Raw genomic sequence first — 12,827 nt, 5'->3', positions numbered from 1 at the left:
GTATGCCCAAAACGGCGGTAAGGTTGTGGGCATGAAACACTCGCGCGCACGTCTTTTCCCCCGCCTGCTGGCCGCCACCGCCGCGGGCGCGGTTGTTTTCTTGCCCGCATCCCCCGCCCTCGCGGCCCCCGGCTCCACGGAAGTAGTCGCACAGGCGATGCTCACGGAGGCCGTCACCGATGAGGCCGGCATCCTGTCTGCCGACGAGGTCGCCGAGATCGAGGACGCCGCCCGGCGGCTGCAGGACGAAGAGCGGCTGACCCTGCGCGTGATTTTTGCCAACGACTTCGGCTCCCAGTCCCCGCAGGAGTTCACGGGCGCCGCCGTCGAGGCCTCCGGTGGGGGCAACGTCGGGGTGTTCGCGGTGGCCGTCGATACGAGCCAGTACGGCTTCTACGGCGGCGAGGCGTGGAGCGACCAGCAGCTCGACAACTTCAACTCCGGCGCGCTCACCGCCCTGCAGAACCGTGACTTCGCGGGCGCCCCCATCGCGGGCGTCGACGAGGTGACAGGTTCCGCCGCCGGCGAGGGGGGCGACGGCAGCGGTGCCGGCTGGCTGATCGCCGGCGGCGCCGGCGTGGTGGCCGTAGGTGGCGGCGCGTGGTGGCTGACGCGCCGGAACAAGTCGAAGCAGCTCGGCGACGCCCTCAAGCAGTCCCGCGAGCTGGATCACGCGGATACCCGGGCGATCGCGGCGCTGCCGCTCTCGGCGTTGGAGGAGCGTGCGGAGGAGGTCATCGTCGCCACCGACGAATCCGTGCGCAACGCCCAGGAGGAGCTGAAGATCGCCTCCGGCGAGTTCGGCCCCGAGCGCACCCGCCCATTCTTGCGCGCGGTCAACCAGGCGAACTCCGCACTCCAGCGCGCTTACCAGATCCGCGCGCAGCTCAACGACTCCATCCCAGAATCCGAGCAGGAAAAGCGCGCGCTCTACACCGAGGTCATCTCCTCGTGCGGCCAGGCGGACCAAGCGCTCGACGAGCAGTCCGACAAGTTCCGCGAGCTGCGCAACCTGCTCATCAACGCCTCGTCCAAGCTGGACGAGCTCACGCAGAAGACCGTGGACCTGCGCGCCCGCTTAGAGCCTGCCACCGCGACCCTGGAGTCCTTGCGCGCCGAGTACCCAGCCGAAGTTATCGACAGCATCAACGACAACGACGAGATGGCCCGCGTCGCCCTCGACGAAGGCGAGAAGGCCCTCTCCCAGGCACGTCACCTGCAGCAGCGGCCGGCCGGGCAGCAGGGCGGGCTTATCGACGCCATCCGCGACTCCGAGCGCGCCGTCAACCTAGCCGACGACCTGCTCGGCGGCATCGAGCACGCCGAGACCAACATCGCCACCGCGAAGAACGGCCTGCCCGATCTCATCGCCGAGGTCGAAGACGAAATCGGCGAGGCCGGCGAACTCAAAAAGGCCGGACGCTCCGCCGGCTCGCAGGTCGACTGGGAGGCTTTGGAGAAAGCCGTCGACCAGGCCCGCACGGAGCTCGAATACGCCCGCACCGAGGGCGCCACCGACCCGTTGAGCGCTTATCAGCAGCTCATGTCTGCGGACTCCGAACTTGACGACGCCCTCGACTCCGCCCGCCGAGGCCACCAGGACCAGAAGCGCAAACTCGCCGTGGTCGACCAACAACTGGCGACCGTGGCCTCCCAGATCGAAGGCGCCGAAGACCTCATCTCCTCGCGCGGACGCGTGGTCGGCTCCGAAGCGCGCACCCACCTCGCCGAGGCCAAGCGCATGTTCGCCCAGGCCCAGCATTTGCGCACCAAAGACACCCACGCCGCCAACCGCTTCGCCCGCGGCGCGGGCGTCGCCGCCCAGAAGTCCGTCTCCAGCGTGCGCGCCGACCTCCAGCGCTACCAGCAACAACACCGCCGCGACAACGGAAACGGTACCGGCGGTATGATCGCCGGCATGGTGATCGGCTCCCTGCTCTCCGGCGGCGGACGCGGCGGCTTCGGCGGAGGCTTCGGCGGGGGCGGCGGCTTCGGTGGTGGTGGCGGAGGCGGCGGCTTCCGCGGCGGCGGGTTCTGAGTTTGGTGGGGTTGGCTGGGTTGCGTTGGCTGGGGCTGGGTGACGGCGTGGTCAACGTATGGTGCGTTTACGCTTGTCGAAAGGAGCCGGTCGAAAGGAAGCGTCCTTTCGACCGCGCGAGACTCGTTTAGATGAGGGTGCTTTCGACCAGCGTAAGCGCAACATGGGGGTCCGGAGGGGGTTGGCGGTTAGTGTTGCCGGCCAGTCGTCCCATCCTTCCCCGTAGCCCCTTCCGTAAGGCCCCCACTGTCGGCGCGCCTACCGCTGTCATACAGCGATAACGCTGGTCGAATTCACCCTCACAGAAAAGACTACTCGTTTCGACCCCACGGAACTCCTTTAGGGGCACCTCCTTTCGACCAGGCGCGCGAACGCGATACAGCCTCATGTCTGCTAAGGTGCCTGGCGTACTGTGGGTCCGCTTTTGGAGTGTGGTGGCGTTGCTGCTGCACAAACCCTTAAAGGAAGATGCTTGAGGGGCGCTTCCTTTAAGGGTTTGTGCGAGAAAATGGCCCGATTTTGTGTCCTTCAAGGTTCTCCCTTCAAGCATTTGTGTTCGAATGCCACGCAGGCCCCACGGAACCGACCGCGGTCGGGATTAAGTCTTCCCACATCCGAATGCCGCGCTACCGCTGGTCGAAAGGGGCCACCCCTAAAGGAGTGCTGGTTTCGACCGCGCGGGACTCGTGAGTTTATATGGGGGTACTTTCGACCAGCGCTAGCGTGGCATAGCAGGGTGAGCCCGGAGAGACTGCCGGCCCCACAGGATGGACTGATGAGACCGGTGGGACGACCGGCCGGTAGGGTCTCGCGCCTGCCCGGCCATGCACCCATGATGTGCCCACGCTGGTCGAAAGCAGCCGGTCGAAAGGAAGCGCCCTTTCGACCGCGCACCCCCTTTAGATGAGGATGCTTTCGACCAGCGATAACGCAACACGAACGACCAGCACACCAGAAGCACCCGCCAAAGCACCCAAAACCCCAAACCCCCTACACCCGCAGGTTCCTTCGCGGGGCGTCGACTTGGGCGCAGCCGTAGGTCAGAAACACAGAGTCGAGCAGCGGGAGCCCGTCGGAGGCGGGTCCGTCGTAGACTTCGAGGACGCCGGGGCCGCTGGGGCGGAGGGTGACGGCGACGGAGCCGTCGGCAAGCACGATCCGCCGCTCCCGCCGCAGCGGCCCTACGCGCTCGAGCCGGTAGCACCGGTCCTCGCACTGGGCGTTGAGCCGGGCGAGCGTGAAGCCGGACTGGGCGATCGTGCCGAAGGTGCCGTCTGGGCCGGTGGCGCGCATGCGGAAGCGCATGGAGCCGATGGTGTGCTCGAGAAGCAGGCGGGTCTGGCCGATGGTGAGGACGTCCGCGGTGACGTAGGCGAGGGTGACGCCTTGGCGGTCGAGGAGTTCGGGCCCGTCCCAGGTCCACTTGCCTTCGTCGCGGTCGTTCGCCTTCTTCACCACTCACCTTCCTCGGTCGGCAACCATCCTAGAAGATGAACGCCAGCAGCGCGATGATCGTGAGCAGCACGAGCACCGCGATCAGCGCCGTGCCCGTGCGCTGGAGGCGGTGCTCCAGGATCATGCGGGAGAAGTAGCCGAGGGCCACGGCTTCTGCATCGTCAATCTCGACGTCGCCGTCGTATTCGACGATCGCCTTGCGCACCCCGCGCTGGGCGGCGGTGAACTGGCCGACCTTGTTGCCGTCGACGTCGTCGATGATCCAGTCCTTGGAGCTTTCGGCGACCAAGAGGAAGCTGCGGCCGTCGAGAAACGCCTTGAGCTCCTTGTCGGAGGTGACATCGCCGTGGAGGAGGTACTCGCGGCCGTCGGGGCGGCGCAGCGAGATGCCGTGTTGCTTGTCGGTGTCGACCTTCCACTGCTCTTCGCCGACGTCGGCGTGATCACCGTGGAAGACGGCGAGTGTGCGCACACCGTCTTCTTCGACGAGCGCGGGGCGATCGGTGTCGCTGCGGTCCCAGCTGGTGTAGTGCATTAGCAGCCGATCAGTCGCTCGGCGAGGTAGGCCTCGAGCTCGGCGATCGGCACGCGCTCCTGTTCCATGGTGTCGCGCTCGCGGACGGTCACGGCGTTGTCCTCGAGCGTGTCGAAGTCGTAGGTGACGCAGAAAGGCGTACCGATCTCATCCTGGCGACGGTAGCGCCGACCGATAGCACCGGAGGTGTCGAAGTCGACGTTCCAGTAGCCGCGCAGCTTCTGGGCGAGCTCAGCGGCGGGCTCGGACAGTTCCGGCTTCTTGGACAGCGGCAGCACGGCGACCTTCACCGGCGCCAGGCGACGGTCGAGCTTGAGCACGACACGCTTATCGACGCCACCCTTCGCGTTCGGCGCCTCATCCTCGGTGTAGGCGTCAATGAGGAAGGCCATCAGAGCGCGACCCAGACCGGCGGCGGGCTCGATGGTGTACGGGATCCAGCGCTCCTCGGTTTCCTGCTCGTAGAAGGACAGGTCCTCGCCGGAGGCCTCGGCGTGCACGCGCAGGTCATAGTCGGTTCGGTTGGCCACGCCCTCGAGCTCGCCCCACTTGGAGCCGGAGAAGCCATAGGCGTATTCGACGTCGACGGTGCGCTTGGAGTAGTGGCTGAGCTTTTCCTGCGGGTGCTCGTAGAGACGCAGGTTCTCCGGGTTGATGCCCAAGTCGATGTACCACTGGTGGCGGTCGTCGATCCAGTACTGGTGCCACTCTTCATCGGTACCCGGCTTGACGAAGAACTCCATCTCCATCTGCTCGAACTCGCGGGTGCGGAAGATGAAGTTGCCCGGAGTGATTTCGTTGCGGAAGGACTTGCCGATGTTCGCGATGCCGAAGGGCGGCTTCATGCGCGCGGAGGTCATGACGTTCTTGAAGTTCACGAAGATGCCCTGCGCCGTCTCCGGGCGCATGTAGTGCAGGCCCTCCTCATCGTCGACCGGCCCCAGGAAGGTCTTCATCAAGCCGGAGAATGCCTTCGGCTCGGTCCAGTTGCCGGGCTGCCCGGTCTCGGGGTCGTTGATGTCGGCCAGCCCGTTGACCGGCGGGTGGCCGTGCTTCTCCTCGTAGGCCTCGAGCAGGTGGTCGGCGCGGTAGCGCTTGTGAGTATGCAGGGATTCGACCAGCGGGTCGGTGAAGACCTCGACGTGCCCGGAGGCGACCCACACCTGGCGCGGGAGGATGATGGAGGTGTCCACGCCCACGACGTCGGCGCGCGAGGTGACCATGTGGCGCCACCACTGGCGCTTGATGTTCTCCTTGAGCTCCACACCCAGCGGGCCGTAGTCCCACGCGGAACGGGTTCCGCCGTAGATTTCACCGGCCGGGTAGACCAGTCCTCGACGCTTGCAGAGGTTGACGACGGTATCGATCACAGACGCGGCCATGGCGGTGGTGGACTCCTTGTTTTCACCAGGGTATTCAACGGTTAGTCCGCACCAGTCTAACGGGTCTTTACGCCACGTCCACGTCGCCCCTCCCCCTGATCGATGCATAAACCCGAAGTTTTTGACCCCGATACCTACCAACAATATTGGGACACCTGTATAATAAATGAGACGATGGCGATTTTGGTCGCACGAAGAGAGCCTCGCCACGAAGCGTGACAGTTACACCCTCAACACCGTAGCGCCAGGTGATGCCCCCGAAAGAGGAGAATGCGAAGATGGCGAGAACGAACGAGCGCCCCACGCTTTTCGACCACGCCGCTAGAGTCATTAGTGCACTCGATTCTCAGCAGCGCCTCCAAATTGTTCTTAAATTGGCCGAGCGTGACCATGTCGTCCACGAGTTGGTGGAGTCGCTAGGAAAATCCCAGCCGTTGATCAGCCAGCACTTGCGTGTGCTCAAACGCTCCGGCCTGGTGACCTCAGCCCGCGCCGGCCGCGAGGTGGTCTACACGTTGAACTCCCCCAAGGTCGCAGAGGTCATCCACCTCGCCCAGCGCGTCGGCGCGCTCACCTCGGAGGACGGCTCCGGCGGTCTCGGCGAGGCGGACGCCTCGGATTCCGCGCAGCTCGGGCAAACTGCCGTTGTAGGCCACCCCGATACCCCCAAGGACCCCGATACGAAGATGCCCGGGCTGGTCCCGGACCTTCCCGCCTCCCCAACTCCGGGGCTGCCTTAAGTGCGAACTATTTCGCCGAGGAACGTAGCGCTAGACTGGAGATTTACAAGGTTTCACTACACCCCGAGGCGAAAGAAAGTATCTGGTATGCCTTTGTCTGTGTCCTCGTCTAAGCCCAAGGTCGGCGTGCGCAACACCCGGCAACGCACGGCGGTCGTCGACCTCCTCTCCGAGCTCGATAACTTCGCCTCCGCGAAGGAAATCCACCGGGAGCTGGAAGAACGCGACGCCCGCGTCGGCCTCACCACCGTGTACCGCACCCTGCAGTCCCTGGCGGAGATCGACGCCGTCGACGTGCTGCACATGGCCTCCGGCGAATCGCTCTACCGCGCCTGCCACACCGACGATCATCACCACCACCTCGTCTGCACCGAGTGCGGGCGCACGGAGGAGATTGACGGCGGCCCCGTAGAGAAGTGGGCGAAAGACGTGGCCAAGTCCCACGGCTTCCGGCTCACCGGCCACGACGCGGAGATCTTCGGCGTCTGCCAGGACTGCGCGGCCCACCAGGCCCGCGCCGAGGCCCAGGCGAAAAACCGCGGCGCGGCGGCGAAGTAGCGCTAACCGATCACACTTCCAAACGCCGCGCCCAGCACAAACGTCACCAGCGCGGCGCCTAAGCCCACCAGCAGCTGCCGCGCCGCACGCGGCGCCGGCGGCTTGCCGGAAAGAATGCCGGTCACCCCGCCGGTAAACAACAGCGCGATCGAAACGAGCACGACTGCGGAGATGCCTGCGGGCATCGCCGTCATGCCGAGAAGATAAGGAATGATCGGGATGAACGCGCCGATCGAGAACGCGATGAACGACGACGCCGCCGCCGTCCACGCCCCCGAGCTGCCCTCCGATTTTACCGGCGCCCCCTGCGAGAACTCCTCGGTCTCGATGCCACGGGCCTGATCGGCGAAGACCTGCGCGGCGCGCTGGCGAGCCTCGTCCTCGCTCATCCCGCGGGCGCGGTAGACGAGCGCGAGCTCGTTGGCGTCCACGTCCACCTGGCCGATGAGGCGGTAGGACTTCGGATGGGGCACGGAGGCGTCGATAAGCTCGTTCTGGCTGCGCACCGAGATGTACTCGCCGGCGCCCATGGAAAACGCGCCGGCCAGAAGCCCGGAGATGCCGGTGACCAGGATCGCCGAGGACGACATGCCGGAGCCCAGCACGCCGAGCACCAGGGCCGCGTTCGAGATGAGCCCGTCGTTGGCGCCGAAGACGGCGGCGCGGAAACCACCCGACATCTTCTCGCGCGAACGCGTCGCCAGCCCGCGCACGACCTCGGCGTGCATGCGCTCGTCGGCGGCGATGCTGTCGGGGGCGTCGTCGTCATGCACATAGGGGTTGCGCGACTCCGCCGACTGGATTAGCGCCAGCGCGAAGACCGAACCGAAGTGCTTGGCCAAAAAGCCCAGAAAGCGCGTGCCGAGATCCGGGCTGCGCGGCATGCCCACATAATCGCCGAGCCGCTCGCGCCAGTACTGCTCGTGGCGGGATTCGGCGTCGGCGAGCTCGAGGAGGATCTCGCGCTCGGAGCCGGTGCGCTTTTCCGCCAAGCTGCGGTAGACGGCGGCCTCCGCACGCTCGTTGGCCAGATAGCGGCGCCACCGGCTGATCTGCTTATTCGACGGCTTCTTCGACCGGTGCTCCTCGTCACTCATTTGGTGCCTCCGAAGCGTCGGTCGCGGTGGGCGTATTCGGTCACGGCGTCGAAGAGGTGCTGCGGGGTGTAATCGGGAAATAAAACATCCTGGTAGACGTGCTCGGCATACGCCGACTGCCAGAGCAGGAAGTTCGAGGTGCGCTTCTCCCCCGACGGGCGCAGGAACAGATCGACCTCGGGCATGCCCGGGTCGTAGAGGTAGCGCTGGAGGTTCTTCTCCGTCACGTCCCTGCGGGTGATCTCACCGCGGTTAGCTTTGTCGATGAGGGTGGAAATGCCGTCGATAAGCTCCGCCCGACCACCGTAATTCACGCACATCACCAGCGTCATGCGGGTGTTGTGCCGGGTGAGCTCCTCGGCGGCTTCGAGTTCGCGGATGACGCTGCGCCACAGCCTCGGCCGCCTGCCCGCCCAGACGACGCGCACTCCTTTCTCGTGCAGCACGTCGCGCTGGCGGCGCAACACGTCGCGGTTGAAGCCCATGAGGAAGCGAACCTCGTCGCGCGAGCGGCGCCAGTTCTCCGTGGAGAAGGCGTAGGCTGACAGATACTCGATGCCTAGAGCCAGGCAGGCGTCGACGACGTCCATGAGCACCTTCTCACCGCGCTTGTGGCCTTCGGTGCGTTCCAGGCCGCGCTCGGTGGCCCAGCGCCCGTTGCCGTCCATAACCAGCGCAATATGGCGCGGCAGGAACTTCTCCGGGATCTCCGGAGGGCGCAGCGCTTCCTTCTGCGGGTTTTCTTTCATCCTCACAACCTCTTAATACAACAGTTCCTAATGCTGGTCCATGATCCGCAGCGAACGAATCCCAGAATCCAGGTGCCACTGCAGGTGTGCGGTGACCAGTCGGTGCGCCCGCTCCGCGAGCACCGGCCCCTCGGGGCTCAACAGCAGCTCCGCCGCGGCCGCCCGGTGGCTTTTGAGCAGCAACCACATCAGGTGCAGGGTTTCCTCCGGCACAGAATAGCTTTGCGACGGCCGGCACTCATAACACACCGCCCCACCCACCGCCGGGTTAAAGGCGTGGTGCGGCCCCGGTTTCTGGCAGGCCGCGCAGTCGAAAAGGCTCGGCGCGAAGCCCTCCAGCTCCATGGCCTGAAGGAGGAAACCATCGAGGGTCGCGGTGGGATAAGGAGTCTCGCCGAGCCAGTCGAGGGCGTCGACGACGGCGTCGAAAAGCTCCTCATTAGTGTCGACGTGCCGGGTGAACTGCTCGGCCGTCTCCAGGATCACCGCGGCCGCGGAGTAGCGATCCCAATCGTCGATGAGCGGGCCCGCGAAGTAGCGCACCGTATCGGCGGTGGTGATGGTGGCGAGGTTCTTGCCGGCGTACATGGTGACGTCGAGAAGCACGAAGGGCTGCAACCGGGAACCGAAACGGGACTTCGCCCGCCGCACCCCCTTGGCGACGGCGCGCACCAACCCCGATCCGCGCGTGAGCAGCACGATGATGCGATCGGCCTCGCCGAAATCGTGGGTGCGCACCACCACGGCCTTCTCCCGGAAGGAGCCGCGGCGCACGGTTTAAAACCCCAGGCGTCCGAGCTGCTTAGGGTCGGACTGCCAGTTCTTGAGCACCTTGAGGCGCAGATCCAGATACACGTTGCGCCCGATGAGCTCGATGATCTCCTTGCGCGCCCGCGCGGTGATCGACTTCAGGCGCCGGCCGTCGCGGCCCTCGAGGATCTTGCGCTGGCCGGGGCGTTCGACGTAGATGACGGCGTAAACGAGGGCGCGGTCGCGGTTGTCATCGGGGTCGTCGATGATCTCGTCGACCTCGACGGCCACGGAGTGCGGCAGCTCATCGCGCAGCCCCGACAGCGCGGCTTCGCGGATGAGCTCGGAGATGCGGGTCTCGGTGTCATCATCCGTGGTGTGGTCGTCCGGGTAGAACTTCGGGCCCTCCGGCAGCTGGCCGACCAAGACGTCGGTGAGCACGTCGATCTGGCGCTTTTCGGTCGCCGATACGGGTACCACCTCGGGGCCGACCTCATCGCCGCCGAGCAGGTCATAGACGGCCAACAGCTGCTCGCCCAGCTTGTCCTTGCTCACGGTGTCGATCTTGGTGACGATGCCGACAATCGGCACCCGCGGCGCGATCTCTCGGACGTTGTTGAGGATCCAGCGATCGCCGGGGCCGATCTTCTCGTCGGCCGGGATGGTCAGGCCAATGACGTCGACGTCCGCATAGGTATCGCGGACGGTGTCGTTGAGACGCTCACCCAGCAGGGTGCGCGGGCGGTGCAGGCCCGGCGTATCGACGACCACCATCTGCGCATCCTCTCGGTGCACCAGCCCGCGGATCGGGTGCCGGGTGGTCTCCGGCTGATCGGCGGTGATCGCGATCTTCTCGCCTACGAGGGCGTTCGTCAGCGTCGACTTACCGGTATTGGGCCGGCCGACGAAGCTGACGAAACCGGAACGAAAACCCTCCGGGGTATCGGTGAAATCGAGCACCTGGCTCCTTGCAGCAATCCGAAGTTTTTAAGGGATACCTCAGGATACACCGTCTAGGAGACGCGGACGACCTCGAAGGTCTGCTCCGGGGCGACGAAAGCGTTCTGTGCTTGCACCAGCTGCAGCTCGCGGGTATCGGCGTCGAAGGTGACCTTGAGCAGCTCGTAGATGCTGGAGGCGGTCTTGCCCAGCGCCTGTTCCGCATCGCCGGTGGAGACGTAGTGGCCGGTAAACAAAGCGGCGGTCACATCCCCGGAGCCGTTGCGCTTGAAAGGCAGATACGGGGTGCGCACCAGCCACACGCCGGAGCCGTTGACCACCATCATCTCGATGGTGTCCTCCTCACGATCCGGGCGCAACACCGAGGTGACCAGCACGGTCTCCGGGCCCATCTCGCGGGCGGCGTGGGCGGCGGCGATGGTGGAGTCGAGATCGTCAGCGGTGCGGTCAGTGAGGTAGCCGAGCTCGAACTGGTTCGGGGTGATGATATCGGCGACCGGCACGACGCGCTCTTTGAGCAGCGGCGGGATCTCATCGGAGACGTGGCAGCCGGACTTCGCGTTACCCATCACCGGGTCGCAAGCATAGAGCGCCTTGGGGTTTTGCTCCTTGACGCGGGCGACGGTCTCGACGATCACGTCGGCGATGTCCGACCCGCCCTGGTAGCCGGAGAGTACGGCGTTGACCTCGCCGAGCTTGCCGAGCTCGTCGATACCCGTGATAACCTCACGCACCTGCTCGGCGGGGATCATGGGCCCGCGCCACTGCCCGTAGCCGGTGTGATTCGAGTAGTTGACCGTGGCCACGGGCCACACGGAGTGGCCGATGCGCTGCAGCGGGAAGACCGCCGCCGAGTTGCCGACATGGCCGTAGGCCACCGCGGACTGGATGGAGAGAATGTTCATGGCTTCCATGGTGCACTCTCTTTTCTTCGGCGGCGACATTACCCCCGGTTAAGCGTCATCGGCCTCGCTGCCTTCCTCCGGGCGCGGCTCGGCGATGGCGGGCACGGAGCCGTCGGCGGTCTTCTCGTCGAGAAGCTCGCGATCCGCCGCCGAGGGGAAGGCCTGCGGACCGCTCGGCTTGGGGTGGAACTCGGTGCCCTGGATGGACAGCTGGTCGTACCAGTCGGCGAGGATCTCGTTCTGCAGGCCAAACATCTCCCGCTCCTGGGTGGCGGTGGCGTGATCGTAGCCGAGCACGTGCAGGCAGCCGTGGACGGTGAGCAGGGCGAGCTCGTGTGGCAGGCCGTGGCCGGCGGCGTCGGCCTGGCGGGCGGCGAAAGACGGGCAGAGCACGATGTCGCCGAGCATCGTCGGCCCCGGCGCGGGGGCGTCCGGTCGCTGCGAGGAGGTGGTGGCGAAGTCGTCCATCGGGAAGCTCATGACATCGGTCGGGCCTTCGAGATCCAGCCAGCGGACGTGGAGGTCTTCGATGGTGGGTTCGTCGACCAGGGTGATGGTCAGCTCGGCGTCCGGGTGGACGTCGAGGGCGGACAGCGCATGCGCGGCCACCGAGATGAGCATCTCCTCGTTGACCCCGCCGTAGCCGGATTCGTTCAAGACCTCGATGCTCACTGGGTGTCCTTCCTTTTGTCACGGTCTGGGCGCTGGCCGCGGTCTTCCCACCGATCGTAGGCTTCGACGATGCGTCCGACCAGCTGGTGGCGCACGACATCGCCGGAGGAGAGATCGCAGAACTCGAGGTCGTCGACGCCCTCGAGGATGCCGCGCACCACCCTCAGCCCGGAGTGCTGCCCGCGCGGCAGATCCACCTGGGAGATATCGCCTGTGACCACGATCTTCGAGCCGAAGCCCAGCCGGGTCAAAAACATCTTCATCTGCTCCGGGGTGGTGTTTTGGGCCTCGTCGAGGATGACGAAAGAGTCACTGAGCGTGCGCCCGCGCATGTACGCCAGCGGGGCGACCTCGATGACGCCGGCCTCCATGAGCTGCGGGATCATCTCCGGATCAAGCATGTCGCGCAGGGCGTCGTACAACGGGCGCAGATAAGGGTCGATCTTCTCGCCCAAGGTGCCGGGCAGAAATCCCAGCTTCTCTCCCGCCTCGACGGCCGGGCGGGTGAGGATGATCCGCGAGACGTGCTTGAGCTGCAGCGCCTGCACGGCCTTCGCCACCGCCAAATACGTCTTACCGGAGCCGGCCGGGCCGATGCCGAAGACGATGGTGTTGTTGTCGATCGCGTCGACGTACTGCTTCTGCCCCAGCGTCTTCGGGCGGATCGCCTTTCCCCGGCGCGAGACGATATCCGCGCCCATGATCTCCGTGACCGACTGCGGGGCCTCGACGGTGACGATGTTCACCGCGTGCCGCACCGTCTCCGGCGAGATCTGATGTCCCCGGCGAGCGATGGATTCCAGCTCCGCGAAGACCTTCTTCGCCCGCGCGACCTCGTGCTGGGGCCCGCGCAGGCGCACCCTGTCACCGCGGACGTGGATGTCGCAGTCGAGGAGGTTATCCAGGACCCGGATGTTGTCGTCGTTGATCCCGAACACCGAATTCGCGTACTGCGCGTCCAGCTCGACCTTCAGGGTCACCACGTC

General features: G+C 65.7%; 13 protein-coding genes. 3 read left to right on the top strand and 10 right to left on the bottom strand.

Annotated elements, in window-relative coordinates; genetic code table 11:
• Window positions 1-31 precede the first annotated feature (31 nt).
• On the top strand, window positions 32-2,038 hold the full coding sequence (locus C3B44_RS03160; RefSeq protein WP_108431094.1) for a TPM domain-containing protein: 2,007 nt from the start codon (window positions 32-34) through the stop codon (window positions 2,036-2,038).
• A 990-nt stretch (window positions 2,039-3,028) separates the two neighbouring features.
• Here C3B44_RS03160 and C3B44_RS03155 read toward each other — a convergent pair.
• The 3 genes from C3B44_RS03155 to C3B44_RS03145 are packed head-to-tail and all read right to left on the bottom strand — an operon-like array spanning window position 3,029 to window position 5,410.
• Complete coding sequence (locus C3B44_RS03155; RefSeq protein WP_108431093.1) at window positions 3,029-3,493, bottom strand: hypothetical protein; 465 nt, start codon at window positions 3,491-3,493, stop codon at window positions 3,029-3,031.
• 28 nt (window positions 3,494-3,521) lie between these two features.
• Window positions 3,522-4,028: a hypothetical protein gene (locus C3B44_RS03150; protein WP_108431092.1), complete on the bottom strand. Its 507-nt coding sequence runs from the start codon at window positions 4,026-4,028 to the stop codon at window positions 3,522-3,524.
• Window positions 4,028-5,410, bottom strand: coding sequence for a glycine--tRNA ligase (locus C3B44_RS03145; protein ID WP_108431091.1), 1,383 nt, complete (start codon window positions 5,408-5,410; stop codon window positions 4,028-4,030). The genes C3B44_RS03150 and C3B44_RS03145 overlap by 1 nt, the downstream gene beginning before the upstream one ends.
• A 278-nt stretch (window positions 5,411-5,688) precedes the next feature.
• Here C3B44_RS03145 and C3B44_RS03140 point away from each other — a divergent pair, with 278 nt between their 5' ends.
• Together C3B44_RS03140 and C3B44_RS03135 are read left to right on the top strand one after the other, a co-directional pair.
• A complete protein-coding gene (locus tag C3B44_RS03140) occupies window positions 5,689-6,150 on the top strand; it encodes an ArsR/SmtB family transcription factor (RefSeq protein ID WP_108431090.1) in 462 nt (153 codons plus the stop codon).
• 87 nt (window positions 6,151-6,237) lie between these two features.
• The gene (locus C3B44_RS03135) at window positions 6,238-6,708 is read left to right on the top strand and encodes a Fur family transcriptional regulator (protein ID WP_108431089.1); all 471 of its coding nucleotides are present in this window, start codon (window positions 6,238-6,240) and stop codon (window positions 6,706-6,708) included.
• A gap of 2 nt (window positions 6,709-6,710) precedes the next feature.
• Here C3B44_RS03135 and C3B44_RS03130 read toward each other — a convergent pair whose 3' ends face one another.
• Genes C3B44_RS03130 through C3B44_RS03100 form a run of 7 tightly spaced genes read right to left on the bottom strand, consistent with a single transcriptional unit; the run spans window position 6,711 to window position 12,824 of the window.
• A complete protein-coding gene (locus tag C3B44_RS03130) occupies window positions 6,711-7,805 on the bottom strand; it encodes a VIT1/CCC1 transporter family protein (RefSeq protein ID WP_108431088.1) in 1,095 nt (364 codons plus the stop codon).
• Window positions 7,802-8,554, bottom strand: coding sequence for an isoprenyl transferase (locus C3B44_RS03125; protein WP_108431087.1), 753 nt, complete (start codon window positions 8,552-8,554; stop codon window positions 7,802-7,804). Before C3B44_RS03125 ends, C3B44_RS03130 begins: the two co-directional genes overlap by 4 nt.
• A gap of 27 nt (window positions 8,555-8,581) precedes the next feature.
• Window positions 8,582-9,328, bottom strand: a complete 747-nt coding sequence (recO, locus tag C3B44_RS03120; protein ID WP_108431086.1) for a DNA repair protein RecO — start codon at window positions 9,326-9,328, stop codon at window positions 8,582-8,584.
• Between the two features lie 3 nt (window positions 9,329-9,331).
• A complete protein-coding gene (gene era / locus C3B44_RS03115; RefSeq protein WP_199222411.1) occupies window positions 9,332-10,264 on the bottom strand; it encodes a GTPase Era in 933 nt (310 codons plus the stop codon).
• A gap of 53 nt (window positions 10,265-10,317) precedes the next feature.
• A complete protein-coding gene (gene pdxY, locus C3B44_RS03110) occupies window positions 10,318-11,169 on the bottom strand; it encodes a pyridoxal kinase PdxY (RefSeq protein ID WP_108432532.1) in 852 nt (283 codons plus the stop codon).
• Between the two features lie 48 nt (window positions 11,170-11,217).
• On the bottom strand, window positions 11,218-11,841 hold the full coding sequence (ybeY, locus tag C3B44_RS03105) for an rRNA maturation RNase YbeY (RefSeq protein WP_108431084.1): 624 nt from the start codon (window positions 11,839-11,841) through the stop codon (window positions 11,218-11,220).
• Entirely contained in the window at window positions 11,838-12,824 is a 987-nt protein-coding gene (locus C3B44_RS03100; protein ID WP_235840424.1) for a PhoH family protein, read from the bottom strand. The genes ybeY and C3B44_RS03100 overlap by 4 nt, the downstream gene beginning before the upstream one ends.
• Between the last annotated feature and the right edge of the window lie 3 nt (window positions 12,825-12,827).

It is taken from the genome of Corynebacterium yudongzhengii (assembly GCF_003065405.1).
GTDB lineage: Bacteria > Actinomycetota > Actinomycetes > Mycobacteriales > Mycobacteriaceae > Corynebacterium > Corynebacterium yudongzhengii.
This window is presented reverse-complemented; position numbering and strand designations above follow the sequence as displayed.

Coding starts and splice junctions, on each gene's coding strand:
- C3B44_RS03160 (WP_108431094.1), top strand. CDS start 32: ATGAAACACTCGCGCGCACGTCTTTTCCCCCGCCTGCTGGCCGCCACC.
- C3B44_RS03150 (WP_108431092.1), bottom strand. CDS start 4,028: ATGCACTACACCAGCTGGGACCGCAGCGACACCGATCGCCCCGCGCTC.
- C3B44_RS03145 (WP_108431091.1), bottom strand. CDS start 5,410: ATGGCCGCGTCTGTGATCGATACCGTCGTCAACCTCTGCAAGCGTCGA.
- C3B44_RS03140 (WP_108431090.1), top strand. CDS start 5,689: ATGGCGAGAACGAACGAGCGCCCCACGCTTTTCGACCACGCCGCTAGA.
- C3B44_RS03135 (WP_108431089.1), top strand. CDS start 6,238: ATGCCTTTGTCTGTGTCCTCGTCTAAGCCCAAGGTCGGCGTGCGCAAC.
- C3B44_RS03130 (WP_108431088.1), bottom strand. CDS start 7,805: ATGAGTGACGAGGAGCACCGGTCGAAGAAGCCGTCGAATAAGCAGATC.
- C3B44_RS03125 (WP_108431087.1), bottom strand. CDS start 8,554: ATGAAAGAAAACCCGCAGAAGGAAGCGCTGCGCCCTCCGGAGATCCCG.
- pdxY (WP_108432532.1), bottom strand. CDS start 11,169: ATGAACATTCTCTCCATCCAGTCCGCGGTGGCCTACGGCCATGTCGGC.